Origin of the sequence: Proteiniclasticum ruminis (genome assembly GCF_900115135.1) — a bacterium.
Taxonomy (GTDB): domain Bacteria; phylum Bacillota; class Clostridia; order Clostridiales; family Clostridiaceae; genus Proteiniclasticum; species Proteiniclasticum ruminis_A.
Genome location: NZ_FOVK01000005.1, coordinates 1 through 21,597 on the forward strand (window position 1 = coordinate 1; position 21,597 = coordinate 21,597).

General features: G+C 44.5%; 23 protein-coding genes. 4 read left to right on the forward strand and 19 right to left on the reverse strand.

The annotated features are described in order from the left end of the window. Positions 1 to 44: 44 nt before the first annotated feature. The 4 genes from BM243_RS15255 to BM243_RS08600 all read right to left on the reverse strand — a co-directional run bounded on the left by BM243_RS15255 (position 45) and on the right by BM243_RS08600 (position 2,772). Positions 45 to 209: a hypothetical protein gene (locus BM243_RS15255; protein ID WP_177213492.1), complete on the reverse strand. Its 165-nt coding sequence runs from the start codon at positions 207 to 209 to the stop codon at positions 45 to 47. 87 nt (positions 210 to 296) lie between these two features. Beyond that, positions 297 to 1,205, reverse strand: coding sequence for a cation diffusion facilitator family transporter (locus BM243_RS08590; protein WP_074911974.1), 909 nt, complete (start codon positions 1,203 to 1,205; stop codon positions 297 to 299). Positions 1,206 to 1,276: 71 nt separating this feature from the next. Further along, the gene (locus BM243_RS08595; RefSeq protein ID WP_074911975.1) at positions 1,277 to 2,461 is read right to left on the reverse strand and encodes a DUF2812 domain-containing protein; all 1,185 of its coding nucleotides are present in this window, start codon (positions 2,459 to 2,461) and stop codon (positions 1,277 to 1,279) included. Further along, positions 2,458 to 2,772: a PadR family transcriptional regulator gene (locus BM243_RS08600; protein ID WP_074911976.1), complete on the reverse strand. Its 315-nt coding sequence runs from the start codon at positions 2,770 to 2,772 to the stop codon at positions 2,458 to 2,460. The genes BM243_RS08595 and BM243_RS08600 overlap by 4 nt, the downstream gene beginning before the upstream one ends. 193 nt (positions 2,773 to 2,965) lie before the next feature. Between BM243_RS08600 and BM243_RS08605 the strand changes: the two genes are divergently transcribed. Together BM243_RS08605 and BM243_RS08610 are read left to right on the forward strand one after the other, a co-directional pair. Beyond that, positions 2,966 to 3,523, forward strand: coding sequence for a TetR/AcrR family transcriptional regulator (locus tag BM243_RS08605; protein WP_074911977.1), 558 nt, complete (start codon positions 2,966 to 2,968; stop codon positions 3,521 to 3,523). 94 nt (positions 3,524 to 3,617) lie between these two features. After that, positions 3,618 to 4,304, forward strand: coding sequence for a hypothetical protein (locus tag BM243_RS08610; protein ID WP_074911978.1), 687 nt, complete (start codon positions 3,618 to 3,620; stop codon positions 4,302 to 4,304). A 28-nt stretch (positions 4,305 to 4,332) separates the two neighbouring features. Here the strand turns inward: BM243_RS08610 and BM243_RS08615 are convergent, their stop codons facing one another. From BM243_RS08615 to rlmD, 9 genes are all read right to left on the reverse strand, one after another. Then, positions 4,333 to 5,325 carry an NAD-dependent epimerase/dehydratase family protein gene (locus tag BM243_RS08615; protein WP_074911979.1) on the reverse strand — a complete coding sequence of 331 codons (993 nt, stop codon included), beginning with the start codon at positions 5,323 to 5,325 and terminating at the stop codon, positions 4,333 to 4,335. A 150-nt stretch (positions 5,326 to 5,475) separates the two neighbouring features. Next, on the reverse strand, positions 5,476 to 6,786 hold the full coding sequence (locus tag BM243_RS08620) for a sensor domain-containing diguanylate cyclase (protein ID WP_074911980.1): 1,311 nt from the start codon (positions 6,784 to 6,786) through the stop codon (positions 5,476 to 5,478). A 544-nt stretch (positions 6,787 to 7,330) separates the two neighbouring features. Further along, a complete protein-coding gene (locus tag BM243_RS08630) occupies positions 7,331 to 7,972 on the reverse strand; it encodes a GNAT family N-acetyltransferase (RefSeq protein WP_074911982.1) in 642 nt (213 codons plus the stop codon). Between the two features lie 15 nt (positions 7,973 to 7,987). Further along, positions 7,988 to 8,389, reverse strand: a complete 402-nt coding sequence (locus BM243_RS08635; RefSeq protein WP_074911983.1) for a GFA family protein — start codon at positions 8,387 to 8,389, stop codon at positions 7,988 to 7,990. Between the two features lie 305 nt (positions 8,390 to 8,694). Next, positions 8,695 to 9,483, reverse strand: coding sequence for a TspO/MBR family protein (locus tag BM243_RS08640; protein ID WP_074911984.1), 789 nt, complete (start codon positions 9,481 to 9,483; stop codon positions 8,695 to 8,697). A gap of 247 nt (positions 9,484 to 9,730) precedes the next feature. After that, positions 9,731 to 10,462, reverse strand: coding sequence for an SDR family NAD(P)-dependent oxidoreductase (locus BM243_RS08645; protein WP_074912116.1), 732 nt, complete (start codon positions 10,460 to 10,462; stop codon positions 9,731 to 9,733). A 2-nt stretch (positions 10,463 to 10,464) separates the two neighbouring features. Next, positions 10,465 to 12,147 carry a glycoside hydrolase family 5 protein gene (locus BM243_RS08650; RefSeq protein ID WP_083422710.1) on the reverse strand — a complete coding sequence of 561 codons (1,683 nt, stop codon included), beginning with the start codon at positions 12,145 to 12,147 and terminating at the stop codon, positions 10,465 to 10,467. 325 nt (positions 12,148 to 12,472) lie between these two features. Then, positions 12,473 to 12,859 (reverse strand): HIT family protein, encoded by a 387-nt coding sequence (locus BM243_RS08655; RefSeq protein WP_177213493.1) that lies wholly within the window; start codon positions 12,857 to 12,859, stop codon positions 12,473 to 12,475. Positions 12,860 to 13,001: 142 nt separating this feature from the next. Further along, positions 13,002 to 14,360 carry a 23S rRNA (uracil(1939)-C(5))-methyltransferase RlmD gene (gene rlmD / locus BM243_RS08660; protein WP_143093562.1) on the reverse strand — a complete coding sequence of 453 codons (1,359 nt, stop codon included), beginning with the start codon at positions 14,358 to 14,360 and terminating at the stop codon, positions 13,002 to 13,004. 235 nt (positions 14,361 to 14,595) lie between these two features. Between rlmD and BM243_RS08665 the strand changes: the two genes are divergently transcribed. After that, on the forward strand, positions 14,596 to 15,351 hold the full coding sequence (locus BM243_RS08665) for a sulfite exporter TauE/SafE family protein (protein WP_031577799.1): 756 nt from the start codon (positions 14,596 to 14,598) through the stop codon (positions 15,349 to 15,351). A gap of 84 nt (positions 15,352 to 15,435) precedes the next feature. Here the strand turns inward: BM243_RS08665 and BM243_RS08670 are convergent, their stop codons facing one another. From BM243_RS08670 to BM243_RS08680, 3 genes are all read right to left on the reverse strand, one after another. Then, on the reverse strand, positions 15,436 to 15,942 hold the full coding sequence (locus BM243_RS08670) for a SixA phosphatase family protein (RefSeq protein WP_074911986.1): 507 nt from the start codon (positions 15,940 to 15,942) through the stop codon (positions 15,436 to 15,438). 71 nt (positions 15,943 to 16,013) lie between these two features. After that, the gene (fsa, locus tag BM243_RS08675; protein ID WP_074911987.1) at positions 16,014 to 16,658 is read right to left on the reverse strand and encodes a fructose-6-phosphate aldolase; all 645 of its coding nucleotides are present in this window, start codon (positions 16,656 to 16,658) and stop codon (positions 16,014 to 16,016) included. Between the two features lie 121 nt (positions 16,659 to 16,779). Beyond that, positions 16,780 to 17,490: a copper homeostasis protein CutC gene (locus BM243_RS08680; RefSeq protein ID WP_083422712.1), complete on the reverse strand. Its 711-nt coding sequence runs from the start codon at positions 17,488 to 17,490 to the stop codon at positions 16,780 to 16,782. Between the two features lie 221 nt (positions 17,491 to 17,711). Between BM243_RS08680 and BM243_RS08685 the strand changes: the two genes are divergently transcribed. After that, a complete protein-coding gene (locus BM243_RS08685; protein ID WP_074911988.1) occupies positions 17,712 to 18,785 on the forward strand; it encodes a LacI family DNA-binding transcriptional regulator in 1,074 nt (357 codons plus the stop codon). Between the two features lie 42 nt (positions 18,786 to 18,827). On the opposite strand, the gene BM243_RS08690 is transcribed toward BM243_RS08685, so the two are convergent. From BM243_RS08690 to BM243_RS08700, 3 genes are all read right to left on the reverse strand, one after another. Continuing rightward, the gene (locus tag BM243_RS08690) at positions 18,828 to 19,628 is read right to left on the reverse strand and encodes a tyrosine-protein phosphatase (protein WP_074911989.1); all 801 of its coding nucleotides are present in this window, start codon (positions 19,626 to 19,628) and stop codon (positions 18,828 to 18,830) included. 52 nt (positions 19,629 to 19,680) lie between these two features. Next, positions 19,681 to 20,391, reverse strand: a complete 711-nt coding sequence (locus BM243_RS08695; protein WP_083422713.1) for a CpsD/CapB family tyrosine-protein kinase — start codon at positions 20,389 to 20,391, stop codon at positions 19,681 to 19,683. Between the two features lie 168 nt (positions 20,392 to 20,559). After that, positions 20,560 to 21,567 carry a LacI family DNA-binding transcriptional regulator gene (locus tag BM243_RS08700; protein WP_074911991.1) on the reverse strand — a complete coding sequence of 336 codons (1,008 nt, stop codon included), beginning with the start codon at positions 21,565 to 21,567 and terminating at the stop codon, positions 20,560 to 20,562. Positions 21,568 to 21,597 lie beyond the last annotated feature (30 nt).

The window sequence follows — 21,597 nt, forward strand, 5'->3', positions numbered from 1 at the left end:
CTTCTATATGTTTGGCTCATAAACACATTGTATCGGTATGAGATTCAAGCTGCAATATGTTTTGCCACGCAAGCGCCATTCATCCCACGGCTGAAGCCGGGCAAGCTCGGTATGGGCTTTCTGGCGCAATTCCTGTAAAACGCTTGGACTTCTTCCTTCTCTCTTTTAAACTCAATAAAGATACCGCCAATCCCCACTGCCTTTGCCATCTTTTTCTTCTCCTCTCACGAAATGAATTTGTTATCTTTTTGAAAAGCCAAAATTATTTTTATAGCAGCTGTCTTATGAATCATCTGCTACTCTTTATGGTCCTCGTCCTCTTTAAAGCATCTGTCTGTCTTCTCCTCTAGATATTCAATTTCTATGGTGATGTGCTCTATGCCTTTCTTGTATAGTAGTGACCTCACAGCCTCTTTGAGTTTCATAATATCCTTGTTTTCGATGTTTTCTGGCACCACCACATGGGTGCTGAGCAGAATCTTTTCTCCTTCCAAGGACCACAGGTGCGTATGATGTACGGAGACAGCTTCCGTATTTTCTTTAAGCTCCTTCTCAATCTCCACGATGGAATACATCTGTGGTACACCCTGAAGCAAAATATGAAGAATCTGTTTGATATTTTTACCAACATTGAACAGCACATAGATGGTGATAAAAACAGAGAGCAGTGGATCGATGACAGGCACATCAAAAAACAACAGGATGATGCTGCCCACTAGGATCACCGCCCACCCCAGGACATCTTCCAGAAGATGCCAGGAGACTGCTTTCTCATTGAGTGAAGTTCCACTTTTCATCTTCAAAACCGCAGCTCCATTGATCAAGATCCCCAGTATGGCAAAAACCAGCATGCCTTCCGGATGCACCTCTTGGGGATTGAAGATCCTTGGAATAGATCTCACAAGAACCAGCACCGATCCGCCAACCAGGATCAGGCTGTTCAGCAAAGCGGAAAGAAGAGAAAAACGGGCATAACCAAAGGAATACTTTTCATCCGCTTTCTTGCTGGCGTACCGCTCCAGGTACCAGGCACTTCCTAAGGATATAGAATCCCCCAGGTCATGGACCGCATCGGACAAAATAGCCATGCTGTTGGTCCACAGGCCTCCGAAGATCTCAATGATCGTAAAGGTCAGATTTAGGAAAAACGCAGCTTTTATGTTCTTCTGTTTATGATGATGATGATTGTGGTGATCCTGTGCCATGGTGAACCTCCTTATGCTGCAGTGCTTTGCATCGTTCTATTCATGTTCTTCTTTCATGATGATTCATCGTATCAGTTGAATGTGCTTATCTTATCATAGAGCTCATCCAAGTGCTCCGTCAAATCTTTGTAGCCCTGGTAATTCACATATACTATTTTCTTTCCTAGTCTTCCGAAGAACATCTGGGTCTCTTTCACTCTGATGGTCACCGCCTGATCAAATCTGGTCTCCAAAAGTTCTTCAAACGTAAAAGATTCATGCCGGTGAAAGTCCAGTGCATCTACGATCAGATCTTTGAGCAGTCTTTCCCCGAGAAAGCGCAGTCTCAGCTCATAGTATTCAGTTTCTAGATGCGGAGAGTATATCCCGGACTGGTCCTTCCACATCTCCTCTTTAATAACTCCGCTTTCACTGATTTCATAGACACTGGATGCCAGTTCTCCAGCCTCATAGGAAATGAGATTGCTTCTTCTATACTGGTCGTCGATTTCAAAGCTTTTATGATCTTCGATGTCGGAAAGCCTTAGGGCAGGCATGTCTTCACCATAATCAGCGAGCTTCTTTTCCCATCCGGTAAAAAGAAATCGGATATTCGTGATGATTAGGAGCATGGAGAGGACCACAATCATCGTATGAAAGACATAGGGTGTATACTTTAGCTGATAGTGTTCTTCCTGCACCATCTCTCTGCCTGTCTGTAGATTTATTAGGAGAAACCTCAGTTTCTTGCGGTTCTCAAAGATTTCCCTGCCCAGGACAAGCGTCACCAGAACCATGAGCGCTGTATAGGTGCCACTACCATATTTCACAGCATTGAGCACAGGGGTATCTGATAAAAAGAAATAGTGCAGGAGCTGAAAGATCGTGATTGGAATCAGCAGCAGGATTATCATAAAGGCTGCTTTCATTTTCTGATTCAGCCTTTCAAAGGCATAGCTTTGCGTCAAAGGGTCCGTATGAAGTTCTTCAAAGTCTTTTCTACTGGTTTCATAGAGATGAAATGCAGAAGCAATGGTGCATACATACTTCCATCCACACGACTCATAATACTCAAGCTTTTCTTCCCTTGGTCTTCCCTCTTTTTTCATGAGAGGTTCCAACCGGTAGGTTCTCACCTCTGGTTCACCTTTTTCAAAGGAAGCAAAGGTGCCGATCTTTTTTATGAAATAGCCCTTTTGGGACATATCTTTCAAATAGCTCTGGGTCTTTGCCATATCATAGACATTGACAGGCAGAAGTTTTCTGATCAGTTTCATTTTAGATCCTCACTCTCTCCATCCTGGACACATAATTTTAGTCTGGCCAGCTCCGTTTGATAAAGCTCTATGCCTTTTTCTGTAATTTTATAGGTTCTTTTCCGTCCCTCCACAGCAGTTTCTTTGATTATTTTTTCTTCCTCAAAACGTGCCAGGATGGTGTATAGCGTTCCTGGACCTAAGCTCACCCGGCCCTTTGTTTTGTTGTAAGCAAACTCCACCAGATCCGTTCCGCACATCTCCTTTCCCAAAAATCCCATGAGCACATAAAACATGCTTTCCGTAAGACCTTCCAGGGCTTTCTTTGCCATTACCTTCACCTCTTTCTAATATCCATCATCGATATCATATAACGACATTGTAATATCGATGTATGATATTGTCAAGGATTTATGTTGCGAAAGCCCCCTCTTCCATAGAGTCTTCTGTATACTACAGCATAAAAAACTTGACAAGATCTCACTTCGGATTTAAAATGAACATTGTTCAACTTGGAGGTGTGATATGAATACAACAGTTACTTCAAAAGAGGCGATATTAGCGGTGGCAAAAGAAGTGGTCCTTACGTCGGGTCTGCAGAACCTGAACATCCGCGATGTTGCCGAAAAATGCAGTGTTTCTGTTGGATCCATCTACAACTATTTCCCCACCAAAGGGGATCTGATCCTCTCCACCATAGAATCCATCTGGAGAGAGATTCTAGTGCTGGATACTTCAGAGAACCTTACCCAGTCCTTTACGCATAAAGTTGAATCCCTCTTTCACAGAATCCGTGATGGTTTGGGCCAGAGCCCTTCCTTCTTTCTCTCCCACTCTATGAATGCTGCTTCTTTGGACAAAGAAAAAGGAAGAGAATCCATGAACCGATACCTACGTATTATACGAAAGGACCTGCTTCATGCCTTGAATCAGGACCTCCGGGTGGAGACCCATCGGTTCACTAAAACCTTCTCCAAGGAAACCTTTGTTGATTTTGTCTTCAGTAACATCATCACTCTTCTTCTGAACCAGTCCAGTTCCTGCCAGGTGCTGCTGGAGGTGATCCAACGGGTAATTTACTAAAATGTATCGTCACAAGCGAAAAAACATCCCCTAAAGGATGTTCTTCTTTTCACTCAAACTGAACAACGTTCAGTTATAATAATGGAGGTTTATAATGCAAGCAATTTTTGAAACACTATTTGATGTGATCTATCTCACTACAGTTTTTGTCCTGGGGGTCCTCATAATCAGAGGTGCCAAAGGCAGGTCCCAGTATGCACTCTTTGGGTGGATGGCGGTGGTCCTTGCGGTGGGAGATTCCTTCCATCTGATTCCTCGGGCCATAGCGCTGAACACCGTTGGCCTTGAAAACTATACCGTTCCCCTTGGCGTTGGAAAATTCATCACCTCCATCACCATGACGGTATTTTACATTCTCCTCTATTACGTATGGCGGTCCCGTTATGCTGTCACAGGAAGGAAAAATCTGACAGCCACAATGTATCTTCTCGCAGCTGCCCGCATTCTGCTCAGTGTCTTTCCTCAGAATGGATGGACCAGTGCTTCGCCTTCTTTAGTTTGGGGAATTCTCAGGAACATTCCCTTTTCACTCATGGGGATCCTTGTGATCATCCTATTTTACCGCAGTGCGAAAACTTCGGAAGATGCTTCCTTCCGGTTCATGTGGCTGACCATTGTGCTCAGCTTTGCGTTTTATATCCCTGTGGTCTTATGGGCCGATCTTCATCCACTCATTGGCATGCTGATGATCCCTAAGACCTGCGCCTATGTCTGGACCGTATTCATTGGTTATGGGGATATGAGAAAGTCAGACAAGATGACGCGAAAAAAGTCAGCATGAAGCTTTAGATGCTCCTCATGCTGACTCCCTAGATTTTCTTGATTTCTTTCAGCCAAGCCACGGTGTCTTCCAGCGTGGCTTTCATGTCTCTTACGGTGTAGCCCAGCTCCGCATCTGCTTTCTCATGGGAAAACACAGCATGGGTTCCCAAGGTGTAGATTGAATAGGAAGTGAACAGCGGAGGCTGTTTCCGAAGCTTATAATAAAGCTCGGACAGCCCCGCAGTACCCTTCACAAACCATAGCGGCAGGTTCAGCCGTACTCTTCTTTTCCCTGTGATCTCATGAAGCATTTCCAGGAGTTCGCTGACACGGTAAAACTGGTTCGATAGAATATAGCACTCTCCAGATCTGCCCCATTTTACTGCTCTCAAGACGCCATCTGCCACATCCCGGACATCCACAAAATCATATCCGCCCTTCATACCAGAAAGGAGTCTTCCTTTACAATACTCCAGGATGAGGGCAGTGAGATGCCCCTTGCCATAATCATAAGGACCGACGATTCCAGAAGGGTGCACAACAGATACAGTGAGACCCTTCTGGGCCTCCTGGAGAACATAGCCAGTGGCTTCCGCCTTGGTCTTTGCATACAATCCTACCACCTGTTCTTTCGAGAAAGAGGTGGTTTCTTTGATGGTTACGCCCTCTTCTTCCTCTGGAATAGCATGAACCGAACTAACATAGACCAGTTTTTTCACAGAATGTTCCCGGCATAAATCAACCACATTCTTCGTCCCATTCACGTTGACCTGGAACACCTTCTCATTATATGCAGAGGAAATAGAAACGATGCCTGCGCAGTGGACCACATAGACCTCTTTCCCTTGAAGATCTTGAAAGAATGGCTTCAAGCTCTCTTTGTCCACCACATCACCATAATAGATTTCTGCCTTCTCTGGGATATGTTCTTCCTTTGGCAAAACCAGGGCACGGACACTTTTCCCCTCTTGGGTCAACAGCCTCGTGATGACGCTGCCCAAATGACCCGCAGCACCTGTGATCAGATACAGCTCTTCCATGATATTCATCTCCTATGATGACCTGTCTACTTTCCCTTTGAGGATTGTTACAGACCGTTCAAAAGCAATGTCATCCAGTGTGCTATCTTTCCATGCTCTTCAAACAACGCATCTCATCTCTACAGTTCTATTTTCAATAGGGATCGGAGATCATTCAAACTGAAAGCCACCTTTTCCATTTCTTTTTACCCCGTACATTCTCGCATCCGCATTTCTTAATAACGCCTCACTATCAGTTGCATGATCCGGATAAAGAGCGATGCCAATGGAGGAATTCACATGACACTGATGATCCCCCACTTGGATTGGTTCTTTGATTTTCTCATGGATTCGTTCCACAATCTTCGTAGTATTCTCATGCATCTCATCGCATCTCAGCAGTACCGCATACTCATCTCCACCCATTCTTGCCGCCGTATCCGATTTACGAAGACAGTGCTGTATCCTCTTTCCCACTGCAATGAGCACTTCATCCCCTACTTCATGTCCATAATTGTCGTTGATCTCTTTGAATCCGTCCAGATCAATGAAAAGAAGGGCAAATCTGGTGCCGCTTTTTTTATTTTCCTTTATAAGTTCTTCCAAGCGAGTAAAAAACAGCCGTCTGTTTGGAAGCCCTGTTAAGCTGTCAAAGTTTGCCTGCTTTTCCAGTTCTCGTTCCAGAATTCTCTGCTCTGTGATGTCTGATGCAGATCCTACTATATGAGTGACTTTGTCACATTCAAGAATAGGCGTCAGTGTGGTCTGCCAAATCCTCAGACCTCCAGGGAGGCTGAGCTCTTCTTCATAGGTGATGCTCTTGGATAGAAGAACACATTTATCGTAGTTTTCTGCCACCACATCGCCCATTTTCTTCCCCAAAAGTTCTTGAGGTGTTTTGTTCCGCAGCTGTTCCAGAAGGATCCCAGTTTTGCTTTGATGCGCCAGATTATTTCGCACATAACGGAACTGCTTGTTATCCAGAACCTTAATGAGAAACATGGCATCTTGAGTGCCGTTGAATACTTTCTCGTATTCTCTGGTGAGACGAATCATTTCTTTTTCCGTTTCTTTCAAGTCGGTGATGTCTGTATGTGCCCCCAGCATACGGATGGCCTTCCCCTGCTCATCTCTTATAGCCAGTCCCCGGCATCTGATCCATACGGTTCTTCCACTTTTGTGTCTGTAGCGTACAATCTGGTCATAGGGATGTGCGGGGTCTTTACAGTGCTTCTCAAAATTCTCAGTTGCTAAAGCCAAGTCTTCCTGAAAGATGATGTCTTGCCATTCGCTGGCCTTGTGCTCTTTTTCGTTGGGATCGTATCCCAGAGTTTCCCAGAACTTTGGACTCATCCATTCAATCTCTGGATTCAAAAGATCCCAGTACCAGATGCCATCCAATGATCCAGATTGAATAAATTCAAATATACTGATGTCCTTATTGATCATCTCATACAGCTCGTTTTTCAAATACATACCCATCAAACTTTTGTTGCTCCTTCAGCGTGTTATTTATCGTTCTAATTTATTGCCAATCTTCTTTCCCACATCTATTTAGTGCTTCTATTCTGTCTGCTTTGTTATTGGCCTCTTCTGCTTTAAATTTAACATAAAAGATACTGTTTGTATTGCTATCGGCAAAAGTAATCAGAGTTAAACCCCGAACAACATAAAAACAGCTGACGAAATCTTCAAGAGCTTTCTTTGTACGAAATTCTAAAATCAAAAGAGGTCTGTTTTATTATCCTCTCCTTTCATGCAACCCTCCGCCATTTGGGTGTATGGTGTCGTTCCCCATCTAGTCTATTGTTACTACCCAACACAAAGAAAACCGCTTACAACTTACGTTTTACGCCTTATTTTAAACAGTTTTTCGTGCATGTGTTCACAATTTTCAGTGAATTTCTATTTTATTGCGCTCCAATATAGCCTAAACCATGTTCTTAATAAACTCAGTCATGACTCATCTCTGGCTGATGTCCGTGTTTTTTAGGTTTTCTAAACCAGGTAGAATCCGACTCAGCTGTCATTCGTCATCCAACATGGCGCTGGCAGCATTGTACTCCTCCTGACTGGCCTGATGGCGCTTTTCTTTTTGGGGAAACTGCTGATCAAAATCATCCACTTCTCCTTGGGTCACATCCAGCGCATCCGAAAATATCACATATCCGGAAATATGATCCAACGCCCCTTGATATAAGGGAAGAACCAACAAACCTTTATAATACTTTCCATCAGGCATGGAGATTTTATACTTTCTACCACCTGCAAACCCATAGGGCTCATAGTGATAGGGGTAGCCCAATGTCAGTATTGCACGATATCCCATTTTCTTGGCCTTTTCAATGGAATGCATGATCATTGCTCTACCAAGCCCTTTTCGATGAAACTCTGGAGATATGAATACTGGACCAAAGGTGATGGTTTTATACTCTTTATTGTCATTCGATATGATCTTTGAATGGGTATAAAAAATGCCGCCAGCAATTTCACCATCAACTTCTATGACAAAAGTAAGCTCTTTTATGAAGTCCCTATGGTTTCTCATTTTATGAATTACATAGTGTTCGTGTCCACCTGGAAAATAGAGGTTCCAGAATGCTTCCCTTGCAATTTCTTCTACTCTTTGAAAATCTCTCAGTTCTTCGTTTCTAATGTGTATATTCATATGAACTCCTATGCTCTATTTCGGCAATCCTGGAAATTTTCGCACCTCTTCCAGGTTTTCATCCCAGGTCGCTTTCCGGTCTGTAAAAATATGTCCTGTAGGTCTTAAGTGGACCTCTGTGTCCAGACTTCCTGCTGGAACAACCATGAGTTTTCCTTCCATCTGCAGATTGGGTAGTGCTGATCCACAATGAACGCAAAAGCTTTTGATGTGGCCCTCTCCTCGGAAATTGAACGTTCTCACCAAAGTTTCTCCGGAAAGCCAGGTCAGTTTTGCTGTGGAAGAAAAAAGATTTGCTGCATGAGCTGAACCCGTATCTTTTCTGCACCGCTCACAATGGCACAGATAAAACTCTTCAAAGTCTCCTTCCACTAGAAACTGGACTTGGCCGCAAAGACAGCCTCCTTCATATTTCATCCTCTTTGTCCTCCCTTGTTTTTATATTCCATGGGTCCGATTGTTATGGATACGGGAATCATATGGACACCTGCTCTGAACTCCAACTTCGAACCACGAATGTTGTACCTATATCACTGATTTTCACCCTCTTGAAACGGTTCCTCTTTAGACTTAGTATAACTTGTGATACCACGCAAAACAACCGAAGTGCCTCATGATCCAGTGCAGCTGCTGCGCAGCACTACAATCAGAAGGCTCTTCGGTTGTTCTTTTATTCGCTGGACATTATAAAAATTTCATCCAAGATCTTTAATTGCGGTTCCTTACTCATTATCTCCAGGCATCATTTTGTAGCCGTTTATATAGAACTGGATTGCTGCCAAGCCGATGAGAAGCACCATGCCTAGAAGTGCAGTGTTTTGAAGCAGCGTATATCTTCCCTGAAAGCCTTCAGGTGAGACCAGGAAATTATAGATGCCAAAATAAGCCCAAGCGATGGGAAGAGGCAGCACCGGATTTTTTGTATCCCGAAGCACAAGAAACGTCAGTAGCACAGAAACCAGAAGAATTAGGATGCTCCAGATGTCATCACGGATACCAAACCCATTCCACTCTATCTTCACCAGCCATGCTGCAATGTTCACAACGGTGGCGATGAAAAGCCACCCTGCATACAGTCCGAAGGTCCATGGAAAGAGAAAGCGCTTTTTCTCATGGATCTCACCCAGACGCTTTACGATTAACACCATGACGATGAGAAACGCGAAAATGAAAACCGTCGAAAGTCCTATGAGATCATAGGAGAAGGTGACGATCCAAAGAATGTTCAGTGCGCAGGACATCCAGAAAAGAGCACTGATTTTATCCAGAACTTTTCCGTAATACGCGTCCTTTGCTCTTATGACCAAAAGAACCACAGAAATGATGAGGAACGTATAGATGACACTCCAGATGCTGAAGGTCGATGGGGCTGGTGTGATCAAGGTCTGATACCTGTCAGAAATTTCCTTTTGTGAGGATCCATTGATGATTCCTGCTGCGCCAAGCGCATTCACCACAAGTGTGACTGCCAAAAGGCCTGCACTGATATAGGATTTTGTTTTACGATTCATGGTAACCCCTCCTCGTCTATTATGTTCTAAGTATATCATGTTTTCATAGCGCTTTCCTTGAGAACTGTATGTGACTCAGCATTGTTCATACAGGGGAAAGCCCTCTGAGATTTTCTTTTCATGGTAGGTTTCAATCTTGTTTCGAGCTCCTGTCCAAAAATTCTAAGCACTCTCTACTCCACAGGATCTTTATGAGGGATCTTTCCTCATATTGTCACAAAGTTCCCTCTAATTGAAGTACTAGAAACTAGTGCTTTTCAAGCTTTCCTAAAGCATCAGAAAGAGTCATGTCTCTGTATTCTTGAGCGTTGATCCGCTGACCATTTATTTTTTCGCTGGAAAATGCGGGAAGAACCAAACCTGGCAATGCACTTTCAGGTTTGTGAGGTGCATAAGGACCTCCAAGATCCGTTTGACACCAGCTTGGATTTACCAGGTTTAGCGTTACTCCTGTTCCCGAAAGTTTTCCTGCAAGATCCACAGTCAGTTTGTCTAGAGCTGCTTTGCTGGCAGAATATCCTGCCTGCTGAGGTTCATTGGCGATGTCGCTGGTTGTATTGATGATTCTTCCGAAGCCCCTTTCCGTCATTTTAGGAAGAAAATGATAGCATATTTTTATGGGAGCAACTGTATTGATCTTGTAGCTAAGTATAAAATCATCATCTGGTGTATTATAGTAGTTTTCATGATATCCAATCTGATAACCTGCATTGTTGAAGATGACATCCACATCAACGCCTAAAGAGTCAATGGACTGAAGCATGCCATCCACTGCGGTCAAGTCCGATAGTTCACAGGAAACCATGTGGACTTTTCTGTTGTATTTTCTAACAGCTTCCGCTGTATTCTCCAGATTCTTTATCTCTCTTCCATGGAGGATCAAGTGACATCCTTGCTCAGCCATGAATATCGCAATGAGTTCTCCTAATCCCCTGCTGGCACCTGTAACTAAGACCCATCGGTCTTTCAAATTCTGCATGTTCACTTCCCTTTCCTCATCACATCTTTCAGCTGAACCCAATCCACTGCAGCTTCTCCAGAGAGAACTTCGATTTTCAGTCTCAGGAAAGTGGCATCCTGCTTCAGACTAGGGAGAACAAATACTTGATAATCTGAACTCTTTGAGAACTGGATCTTCTGAATCGCTCCATCATTCTCATATACAATCAGTTCTCCCTCTTCCAAGCCTCGTATACTTACCTGCCACTCTTTCTCACTTTGATTTCCCGTAAAAGTATAGCAGGCAAACTCTCCTCTTTGTAACACCAGTGCATTGAAATCCCATTGATTGTAAAACCCGATTTTGGCCGGATCCTTTCTGGTTCGGGGTATCAGTCTCATCCCAGTGTTGGATCGATGCGGATGTTCATTTTCATGATGGAGATGACTGAAATAAGAATGCCCCCTTCCTGGAAATTCATCAAAATCAATCCCCATGACTCTTGCTCCGGAACGCCTTAGCACCGCATCTGTGACATGCTTATTTTGAATGCAGTTTTCGTATTTAATATTCTGAAGCAGTTCATCGAAGATGGCTCTTGCCTCCTGGTACCCGGGGTGCATCCCGCCTTCCAGATACGATAAAATCTTTCTCCAGCCTGCTGGCTCCTTGATGGAATAAAGGGAATTGATCCCTTCCATTTTCTTTGCTGGCCAGATGTTTAATCCAATGTTGAGATCAAGGGCGAGAGGATACATGGCAGAAAACCACTCCAGTATATTCTCGCCGGTTTCCCCCAGCCATAACGGCAGATTCATTTTCATCGACAGCTCCACAAACGCTTTGTACGCCTGATAATCAGGATTACAGCCATACCGATGGAAATGGATGACCATGTTGGCATCGTACACCCGGTCAAAGATTTCCGTAGTGGTGGACCAATGATGCCCTTCAATGGAAAACATATGCTTATCGTCAATCTTCCTGATTTCATGAATCACGTCCTCATAGAACTGAATCAGTCTGGGCAGCAAGTGATCATAGCTTGCTACTTGTGCGCTTCCAGGTCGAATGGGTTCGTTCAGTAGATCATAACCGCCAACGATGTAGCGGTCCTTGTACCTTCGTGCGATTTCTTTCCAAAGTTCGATACACTGCTTGTAGCTGTGTTCATCGGTAAACAGTCTGGGCACATCATCGATGCTGTCATCAATATTGGCACCGGTCTGTCCACCCGGTGCCCCATGCATATCAATAAAAGCATAGAGGGAATACTTTTCGCACCAATCAAGGCACTGATCAATCATCTGGAAACCAGTTTCCTTAAATATAATCTCTTCGTCCTCTTCCATCAGCAAACGCCAGTGAATGGGAATCCGTACCGAATTATAACCTAATTCTGCCATGTCTCTGATTTCCGCTTCTGTGATGTAATTGCTTCTGAACTCTTTAAAAAAATGTTCCTTGTATACTTTACCTGTCAACTCTTCCACAACCCGTTCAATTCTTCTGGGGCGGTCAAAACGGATGTTCTCAAAAGAGTTCCACATATAGCCTTCATTAAGAAACCAGTTTCCAAGCCCCCATCCGATGAGAAGAACTTCTTCATTAGCCCCATTTACAATGGTTCTCCCCTTTGCCTTGAGATACCCACACACCCTGCTTCTGCTTGTCTTCTCTATTATATCCAGCTTAGAATTCGTTGTCGTTTCACTTACTTTCATTGCGCATCACTCACTTTCCCGGTAATTATTCATGGCTTCATATTTACAATACTACCACAATCTACGCTGCAACGAAACCGGTTTCTTACATCGTTGATTTCATATTACCCGATAGACCCCCTTTTTCATCAAAGGTTATTTGGATACTTCTTTAATCTGAATACCTCTATTCAGTACAAGTCAGTAGCACTTTCGAAAATCTTTACTTATAAGGCAATATATTAATGAAAACCGCCGGCTAAGCCAGCGGTTTTCATTTTATTTTTCAGGCAACAATACAGTCACCACATTGAGCAAAGATATCCTATCAAGTGCTTTATATCAACTATAAAAGCTTTTTTATTCTGTTTGCTATGTTCAATGAATATTCTGAGGGACCTTGTGGATAAGTCCAACCAAACCCATCATTTTTATAACGAGGAAAAATATGTAAATGAAAATGCCCGAAATCGCAGAACTCCCCACCATTTTGCATCAAGCTGTAACCATCCGCTCCATAAATCTGAGATAAGGCAGCTACGACTTTTTGAGATAATGCCATCATATCACTCAGTACAGATAAGGGTAGTTCTTCAATCGAAGAACAATGAAATTTCGGCAGAATCAGAACATGTCCCTCATTTATAGGTTCAATATCCAAAAATGATATTATTTTCTCAGACTCATATAAAAGATAGCACATTTCTTCTTTCTCAATTATTTTACAAAACACACACGGACTCATATAGCACCTCTCTAAACTGTTCTCTATTGGTATTCATTTTTTGCTCAAGACGCAGTAATGGATATCCGATATTTTCAAGTATTTTTTCAAAATCACGGAAATCGTCTATTAATTTCATTTAGATCAACACTTACGACCTTGAAAGCGAGACCACCGTCTCCACATGTGGCGTATTTGGAAAAAGGTCTACAATCTTTGTTTTCTGTATCTCATACCCATGTGACGTCAGATACTCTAAGTCAATCACTAGTGTCTTCGGATTACAGGATACATAAATGATTTCCTTGGCATCAAAGTCCTTCACATACTCCAGCGCTTTTGGATGCACTCCGCTTCGTGGCGGATCCAGGATGATGAGATCCGGTGCTCCCTTTAGGTTCGTAATGACATCCTTCACATCACCCGCGATGAACTCCACATGACTGAGTCCATTGATGGCTGCATTCTCATTGGCTGCGACCACCGCCTCTTCAATGATTTCTACCCCTCTGACTTTTTTTGCTTTATCAGATACAATCTGCCCGATGGTGCCTGTACCGCAATAAAGGTCAAAAATCTCTTCCTTCTCTTCTCCGATAAGGCTCTTCACCTCTCCATAGAGCACTTCCGCCCCTTTGGTGTTGGTCTGGAAGAAAGAAAATGGAGAAATCTTGAAGGTCAGATCAAAGAGCTTCTCGTAGATAAAATCCCGTCCATGAAGAATGTTCAGCTTGTCCACGTTCACCGCATCCGCCAGATTGTCGTTCTCCGTATGAAGAATGGAAACCAAGGTTTCTTTCAGCGGCAGCTGAAGAAGTCCATCCTTAAACTCTGTCAGATCAAAAGAGACCTGGGTGGTGGTCACAAGGTTCACCATGAGCTCTCCCGTATGGACTCCACGTCGAAGGATAAAGTTCCGAAGATACCCCGTCTGTCTCATAACTCGATAATAAGGCAGATTCTTGCCTCTGAAGTAGTTTATGGTGTACTCATGGATCTTTCTGAAATCCTCCGTCACCAGAAGGCACTCCACCGTATTCACCACGGAGTTTTTCATTCCCTTCAGATGCATCCCCAGGTTCAGCTCTCCATCTTTTACTTCATCTCCAAAGGTATACTCCATCTTGTTTCTGTACTCATAGGCATCCTCATGGCCAGTGATGCCCAGATACTCTCCTAAAGGCAGATCATGCTGGGTAAAAAGCTTCTTCACTTCCTCTTCTTTGAAGGTTCTCTGAAGAGAAAGGGGCACCTGCTGGCTGGCGCATCCACCGCACCTGCCAAAATGGATGCAAGGCGCTTTCACGGCATACTCGGCAGGAGAAACCACTTCCATGAATCTTCCCTTGGCTCTGTCGGATCTCACCTGATGAGCCCTTGCAAGGACCGTTTCCCCGGGATAAGCGCCCTTCACCTGTACTTTTTTCCCCTCCACAAGGCCGATGCCTGTTCCTGGAAAACTATGGTCTGTAATCTTTACTTCTATAACTTCATTTCTTTTCAAATTCATCTCAACTCCCTCACCTATCATAGCAGATTCTGTTTCTCTCTGAAACCATTCTGATCGGATTCTTCCACTGGATGACTCCAAAATAATCTGTATGGATTCTCTGATCTCCCAGGAAGAATCCATACGCAAGAATAGTCCCCTGTGCTATAATTATTTTCGGATGCAACGTAGTTTTAAGAAGAACTTCCAGAACGATCCGCATCCCGCTATTTTTTTTGAAAAAGAGGAACGATATATGGATTACCGTCTACTGTTTTTATGCGCCGCAGGATTTCTTGGAGCCCTGGTGGACTCCATCGCTGGTGGAGGAGGCCTTGTCACCATTCCTGCTTATCTTCTTGCAGGGGTGCCTCCACACTTCACTCTGGGCACCAACAAATTTGCCGCCACCATGGGTTCTTTCATTTCCACGGCAGGCTATGCCAAATCCAGTAAAGTGAATTTCCGGCTCATGCGCATCGCCGTTCCCATGACGGCACTAGGTGCCATCTTGGGAGTTCGGGCTGTGCTCAAAATCCCCCAAGATTTTCTCTACCCCTTTGTCAGCGTGGCCATTTTAGTGGTGGGCCTCTATACCTTCTTTAAGAAGGATCTGGGAAAGGTGAACAGCTTCACCACCATCACCAAGAAGAAGATCTTTTTTGTCTCAGTGGTGGGATTCGCCCTAGGATTCTATGACGGATTCTTTGGACCCGGCACAGGCTCCTTCCTGATTTTTATTTTCATCCGGTTTTTGAAGTTTGATTTCACCAACGCTTCAGGCAATGCAAAGCTCATCAATTTCACCTCAAACTTCACTTCTCTGGTGACTTTTGCCTTTGCTGGAAAGATTGACTATCTTTTGGGCGTACCCATCGCTTTCTTTATGATTCTGGGTTCCCTGGTGGGCACCAAGCTCGCCATAAAGAATGGTCCAAAATTCATCAAACCCATCTTCCTCATCATGTCCTTTGTGGTCTTTGGAAAGCTCCTTTACGAGATGTTCCTCTAAACATAAAAAGACAGCCTGCTTTATGGAGTGTTGAAACTCCGAAAAGCAGGCTGTTTTATACTTCCGATTTTGATTCCTCGAGGATCACTTCTTCTTTTTTCTAAGCTTTTTCATCTCCCTGGATCTGAGACTCCAAAGAAGCCTTGATTCCATGAGGCTGCCTTCTTCGATGCGCAGAAGAAAAGATGCTGCCTGTCCTTTTCGGAAAGGATGCTGCTCTTTTGTGAAATACTCCACCCATTCTGAAAGATACGGTTCGTGACCCACAATGAAAATGGTCTCCTCCTCATTCAGTGCTTCCAGATAATATAAAAGCGCTTCCAGATTGCCTTCCCCCAGGAAGTCATAGTATCCAATCTCTTTCTCTATTTTCAGGGCATCTTTCAGAATCTTTGCCGTTTCTCTGGCCCGTACCAGAGGGCTGGACATGATTCTCTGACCATTTTTCTTCTTCAGAAGCGCTTTTAGATTGCGAAGCCTCTTCTCCAGCCTTCTTTTGCCTTTTTCTGTGAGCCTGCGGTTAAAATCAAATCCATCCTTCGAAAAATCCTCTGCGATCCCATGCCGTAAAAGGACCAGTTCTATCTCCATCTTCATCCCTCCTGTAAAAGTAGAAGCGGAATGTCTTCTTTCCTGAAGTCATTCCGCCTGCTGCATCATTATTATTTCTTTACGCTCTCCCAGTCCTTCAGGAACTTCTCAATGCCCTGGTCTGTGAGTGGATGTTTCAGTGAATCCATGAGCACCTTAAAGGGTACTGTAGCAATATCTGCACCCGCCATGGCTGCCTGAGTCAAATGATTTCTGCTTCGCACAGACGCCACAATTACTTCTGTATGCAGTCCATAGGTCTTGAAAATATACATGATTTCCTCAATGAGATCCATACCCTCTATACCGATGTCATCCAGTCTGCCCACAAAGGGGGATACATAAGATGCGCCTGCTTTTGCTGCAGCCAAAGCCTGAGTCGCTGAGAATATAAGCGTCACATTGACATGCACGCCTTTTGCTGCCAGTGCCGCTGTGGCCTTTAAACCGTCTGGGGTCATAGGCACTTTAATGACGATGTTCGGATGGATCTTCACAAGCTCTTCCGCTTCTTTCAGCATCCCCTCCGCATCCAGGGAAATCACCTCTGCGCTGATGGGGCCATCCACGATTTTGGTGATTTCCTCAATCACTTCCTCGAAGACTCTCCCTTCTTTGGCAATTAGAGACGGATTGGTGGTAACCCCATCCACGATGCCCAGTTCTGCAGCTTTTCTGATTTCTTCCACGTTGGCGGTATCAATAAAATACTTCATTTCTTTCCTCCTGAATTTTCTAAATAATGGGATTTCGATGGCTTCCTCTTTATTTTATCACAAAAAATCCACCTCGAATGCACTTCTGTAAGCGTTTCACACAATTTCAGAAAATTTTCTGTTACAGGCTGCGATAAAGCTTCGCAAGCTTCTTCACTTCTTCTTGGCTCACAGGATTTTCCGAGCTTCCACCTCTGACCCCTGTACCCACGTGGATGTCATAGGATTTCCGTCCATTTCCATTATCCAGATAAAAATCAATCTCCTTCCGGATGGGCAGAAGATTTTCCTCCTGTACACCGCTGCCTACAATGACGGTAAGGTCTTCCGACTCTTTGACCATGACTTTTAGAAGAGGCAGATGGTCTGCCGCTCTTCCAGGTCCCCCGGAAGTCAGCACATGGGTCACGCGCCTGCAGGAAGTGAGAAGTTTTAAAGAAGTAAGAAGATCCGCACTCACATCAATGGCTCTATGGAATGTAGCCAGAAGATTGGTGTCCTCCAGCACATATTCTAAAGCTTCCAGGTCCGGGAGTCCTTCTGGTGTGAGTATTCCCAGGACCACCTGCTTTGCCCCCAGCTCATGAAAGACTCTGGCATCCTCTTTCATGATCTCCAGATCTTCCTTGCTGTACACAAAAGACTTGGCATGGGGCCGTAGCATGATGTTCACCGGAATCTTCACTTCTTCTATCACCTTTTTCACCAGTCCGTAGCTGGGTGTCAGGCCTCCTTCTTTTAAAGAGGAAATCAGCTCAATCCGGTCTCCTCCTCCCTTTTCAATGGCCACTGCGTCTTCAAAGGTTTCTGCAATACATTCCAGCATATTCATCGTTCCTTTCCTTCTGTTCTCCCTTTCACTATAGGTAGAAAACAGGTCTTCTGCAAGAAGTCATTGGTAAACATTCTATGACCAGCTCTCTTTCCAAGGTTTCATACATAGCCTTAATCTGAAGAATCAGAGGAAGAAGGAACCGGTTCTTGGAAGTCATATTCCAATCTTTCCAAAAATCAGCTATACTGAGTGTATCATGCACGAAAGGTAAGGTTTACATGAAACGAAAAGCAACCCTTGATGACATCGCAAAACTGGCAGGTGTGTCCAAAAGTGCGGTCTCGATGATTCTCAACGAGAAAAAAGGTGTCACATTTCTGGAGGAGACCGTAAAAAAAGTACAGGATGCTGCAAAGATCCTGGGATACAATAAAAAAGACCCCAGCAAGAATGTGGTCCATCTCTTCAATAAAGATACCATCCTTGTATTTTGCCCTTCGGTATCCAACCCCTATTTTGCCACTTTGGCTCAGGCCATTGAGCAGGAGGCCAACAACTACGGACTGCATGTGATCATCCAGAATACCTTCCGGGACAAAGGAAGAGAGCTGGAGTATCTCAACCAGGTGAAAGGCAGTAACCTCTTTGGGATCATCTGCACCATGACTCCGTATAATACAGCGCTTCTGGAAGAGATCAATGAAACGATTCCCGTAGTCATCGTCAATGACAAGGTCCATGATATGGAGCTGGATACCGTAGAAGTGAACAACTACGCAGCTGGCGTGCTTCTGGCGGAGCATCTCATCGAACTGGGGCATAAAAACATCGCCTACGTTTCCACCACCATAGATCCCATCTACACCTCCAGAGTCCGAAGGCTTCAAGGCGTTCTGGAAACCTACAAAAAACTCTGTCCTAAAGGACGGGTCCTGGTGAAAAGCAAAAACATCACTCCAGCGGCTGAAATGTCCAATGTGGACTTCGAACGTGAAGTAGGCTATGACCTCACCATGGAGCTTCTGAAGCATAAAGACATTACCGCCATCGTTGCCATCAATGACATGGTGGCCTATGGCGTCATGGATGCCCTTCAGGAAAAGAACCAGCGAATCCCCGAGGATTACTCCATCTGCGGATTTGACAACCTTTTTCCATCAAAGTTCAGAAACATCTCTCTGACCACCATTGAGCATTTCATCATCAACAAAGGACAGTTTGCCGTGGAAATGATCCGGAAAAGAAGAAACACTCCTTCCTATCCCTTCACCTCCACGAAGATTCTTTTTAAACATGAACTGGTGGTAAGAAATTCCACAGGAGTACCCAGAGAAACAGAAAAAAAGAAATAGAATGATAAAAGCGTGCAGCCCTTCTCGCTGCACGCTTTTATACTAGAATCCAAGAAAAGCCAGGAAGCTCTTCTTTTTTTTCTTTTTTACCCGGACCTTCACACTTTCTGTCCAGGGTTTATAAGGAAGCACCTCAACGGATTCTCCCCGGATCAGTTTTTCACTGTTTTCCAGGAGTCTTTCATAGGCTTCCGGATTGAGCTCTTTCATCTCCTCGTAGGCATGCCTGATTCTCATGTCCCGGACTTTGTCCTTATGACCATCGGATCCGATGGCATGGATGAGGTTTACTTTGATGAGTTCTTTCGAGAACTTCGTCACCTTCTCTCCAAACTGTCCCAGAAGACTGCCTGCGTTGAGCTGATAAAGAACCCCCAGATCATGAAGGTGGTAAAGCAGCTCGGGGTCTTCCCGCAGGGCTTTGTTTCTCTCCGGATGAGCCAGAATCACCTGATACCCTTCCTTTTTCATTTTATAGAAAAGTCCTTCGGCATAGGTAGGCACCTCTAGGAGATTAAACTCCACCAGAACGGTTTTGGAACCGCCATACCCGAAGGTTTTACCGGACTGAAGCTCTTCCAGAAGGTCTTCACGGATCATCAGCTCCACGGATTTCACAAGTTCAATCCGGTCCTCATACTTTTTCTTTAAGAACTGGAACTTCTCCTCGTAGGATTCTTTGTTTTCCATGGCTTGTTCAAAAAGACCTTTGATGTGATGCGGTGTCAGCGCCAGGATCCTGACGCCTTCGGAAATGGACTGCTCGATCATCTTCATGGACATCTCCAGGCTTTCGCTGCCATCGTCCACGTCAAACAGCACATGGCTGTGAAAATCTACCATTGAACTCTCCTCTCATAAAGAAAGAAGCTGAATTTCAGCTTCTTTTTTTCATTTATTTCTTCGAACGTCTTGCGTTTTTTGCAGCTGCTGTCTTCTTGTCCTCATAGGAGTAATAATAGTAATACCCATTGTCCTCAGGCGGAATCTGGCTGAGCACCACTCCCAGAATATTTCCTTTTACTTTTTCCAGAAGATCCTTTGCCTGGGAGATCTCATCCTTTTTGGTGACACCATGCTGTGCAACCACTACAGTGCCATCACTTAAGGTGGTCAGCACCTGGGCATCTGTCACTGCAAGAAGCGGTGGCGAGTCCAAAATGATGGTGTCATACTGGTCTCTCATCTCATCGACAAATCTCTGGAATTTCCTGCTGCCTAATAGTTCTGAAGGATTTGGCGGAATCACACCGCTGGTGATGATGTCCAGTCCTTCTGTCACATTATGATGCACCACTTCATCAAGCATCTCCATATTCATGATGAGATTGACAATCCCTAATGAGTTCGGAAGTTTAAACTTTTTATGTACGGTGGGGCGTCTAAGATCCGTATCCACCAGAAGCACTTTTTTCCCGTTCTCCGCAAAAGTGATGGCCATGTTGCAGGCTACAGTGGATTTTCCTTCCGCTGGTCTTGAAGAAGTCACGGTGATGACTCTCACTTCCTGATCGTAGGATGAAAACTGTATATTGGTTCTTAAGGTACGGTAAGCCTCTGCTGCAACAGACTTGCTGTCGGTGAGAGTGACTAAATTTGATTTCATGCGTTCCTCCAAGTTCTTATCTTTCTTCTTTTGCATAGACTAAATTCATAGTACATTATACCATGATGTTCCGGAAAAATGGGAAAGTTTTTCACATTTTCTGTATTGGTTTCTGATGGCCTTCATCTCTTCATCCTTCTACATCAGGACTAAATAGACACAGCCTCTTCAGCGGGGTGCTGGACCTGTGGATCCCCTGGCCATGAGAGAACTTGTGAGGTAGACCGTCTTCGGCCTATTCTCCCCTTCGATCTGTTTCAGAAGCTCTTCCACCAGAAGCTCCCCGGACCGGTAGCTCTGCTGATGGACCGTGGTGAGTTTGGGTGCAGAGATCCTTGAAAAGATGGAGTCGTCATACCCTACCACAGACAGATCCTCTGGAACCTTTAGCCCTTCCTCATGAGCCCACTGAAGAACCCCTTGGGCCATGAGATCATTTCCGGTGCAGATGGCCGTAACCCCTTGCGGCAGGCCATGAAGCTTGAAAAAGCACTTGGCCGCTTCCATGGAGAACTCTGTGCTTCCCAAAAGATGCTCATCATAGGGAATGCTCCAGTCCGCGAGGCCTTCCTTGTATCCATTCACTCTGTCCTTATGAAAAGGAAGAACAGTTCTTCCTGTAAGATAGAAGATTCTTCTATGTCCCAAAGAGGCCAGATGATTCACTGCTTCCCGCATACCGTTCTCATTGTCCACTACTACCCGTACGCTGCATCCGGGATAATGCGTATTGTTGTTCAGCACCGCAAAGGGAACGCTTACCTTCTGAATCTCCTCCATTTTCGTGTTTCTTTCCATGGAGGCAATGATGATGATCCCATCCACCTGCTTTTCCATGAGTTTTTCCAGATAATGAATCTCTTTTTCAATCTTATCATCGGTGTTGCAGAGAAACAGAGAATACCCGTTCTTCATGGCCATATCTTCCGCGCCCCGGCAGATATCTGTATAGAAGGCATTCTTAATATCCGGCATCATGATGCCCAGGGTTTTGGTGTTTTTGGTCTTCATGCTCCGAGCCAAAGTGTTCACTACATAACCCATCTCTTTACTGGTCCTTTTCACCAGTTCCCTGGTCACCTCTGATACATCCGCATCTTTATCATTGAGCACTTTGGATACGGTGGCCACCGAGATGCCACATCTCCTCGCAATATCTTTCATGGTTACTGACATGCTTATACCTTTACTCCTTTCTTTCGCAAA

Bases quoted from the DNA above. Each gene is read 5' to 3' on its own strand.
- BM243_RS08685 (WP_074911988.1), top strand. From the start codon at position 17,712: ATGAAACGAAAAGCAACCCTTGATGACATCGCAAAACTGGCAGGTGTG.
- BM243_RS08665 (WP_031577799.1), top strand. From the start codon at position 14,596: ATGGATTACCGTCTACTGTTTTTATGCGCCGCAGGATTTCTTGGAGCC.
- fsa (WP_074911987.1), bottom strand. From the start codon at position 16,658: ATGAAGTATTTTATTGATACCGCCAACGTGGAAGAAATCAGAAAAGCT.
- BM243_RS08600 (WP_074911976.1), bottom strand. From the start codon at position 2,772: ATGGCAAAGAAAGCCCTGGAAGGTCTTACGGAAAGCATGTTTTATGTG.
- BM243_RS08605 (WP_074911977.1), top strand. From the start codon at position 2,966: ATGAATACAACAGTTACTTCAAAAGAGGCGATATTAGCGGTGGCAAAA.
- BM243_RS08635 (WP_074911983.1), bottom strand. From the start codon at position 8,389: ATGAAATATGAAGGAGGCTGTCTTTGCGGCCAAGTCCAGTTTCTAGTG.
- BM243_RS08695 (WP_083422713.1), bottom strand. From the start codon at position 20,391: ATGAAATCAAATTTAGTCACTCTCACCGACAGCAAGTCTGTTGCAGCA.
- BM243_RS08630 (WP_074911982.1), bottom strand. From the start codon at position 7,972: ATGAATATACACATTAGAAACGAAGAACTGAGAGATTTTCAAAGAGTA.
- BM243_RS08645 (WP_074912116.1), bottom strand. From the start codon at position 10,462: ATGCAGAATTTGAAAGACCGATGGGTCTTAGTTACAGGTGCCAGCAGG.
- rlmD (WP_143093562.1), bottom strand. From the start codon at position 14,360: ATGAATTTGAAAAGAAATGAAGTTATAGAAGTAAAGATTACAGACCAT.
- BM243_RS08650 (WP_083422710.1), bottom strand. From the start codon at position 12,147: ATGAAAGTAAGTGAAACGACAACGAATTCTAAGCTGGATATAATAGAG.
- BM243_RS08615 (WP_074911979.1), bottom strand. From the start codon at position 5,325: ATGGAAGAGCTGTATCTGATCACAGGTGCTGCGGGTCATTTGGGCAGC.
- BM243_RS08680 (WP_083422712.1), bottom strand. From the start codon at position 17,490: ATGAATATGCTGGAATGTATTGCAGAAACCTTTGAAGACGCAGTGGCC.
- BM243_RS08690 (WP_074911989.1), bottom strand. From the start codon at position 19,628: ATGGTAGATTTTCACAGCCATGTGCTGTTTGACGTGGACGATGGCAGC.
- BM243_RS08670 (WP_074911986.1), bottom strand. From the start codon at position 15,942: ATGGAGATAGAACTGGTCCTTTTACGGCATGGGATCGCAGAGGATTTT.
- BM243_RS08620 (WP_074911980.1), bottom strand. From the start codon at position 6,786: ATGGGTATGTATTTGAAAAACGAGCTGTATGAGATGATCAATAAGGAC.
- BM243_RS08640 (WP_074911984.1), bottom strand. From the start codon at position 9,483: ATGAATCGTAAAACAAAATCCTATATCAGTGCAGGCCTTTTGGCAGTC.
- BM243_RS08700 (WP_074911991.1), bottom strand. From the start codon at position 21,567: ATGTCAGTAACCATGAAAGATATTGCGAGGAGATGTGGCATCTCGGTG.
- BM243_RS08590 (WP_074911974.1), bottom strand. From the start codon at position 1,205: ATGGCACAGGATCACCACAATCATCATCATCATAAACAGAAGAACATA.
- BM243_RS15255 (WP_177213492.1), bottom strand. From the start codon at position 209: ATGGCAAAGGCAGTGGGGATTGGCGGTATCTTTATTGAGTTTAAAAGA.
- BM243_RS08595 (WP_074911975.1), bottom strand. From the start codon at position 2,461: ATGAAACTGATCAGAAAACTTCTGCCTGTCAATGTCTATGATATGGCA.
- BM243_RS08610 (WP_074911978.1), top strand. From the start codon at position 3,618: ATGCAAGCAATTTTTGAAACACTATTTGATGTGATCTATCTCACTACA.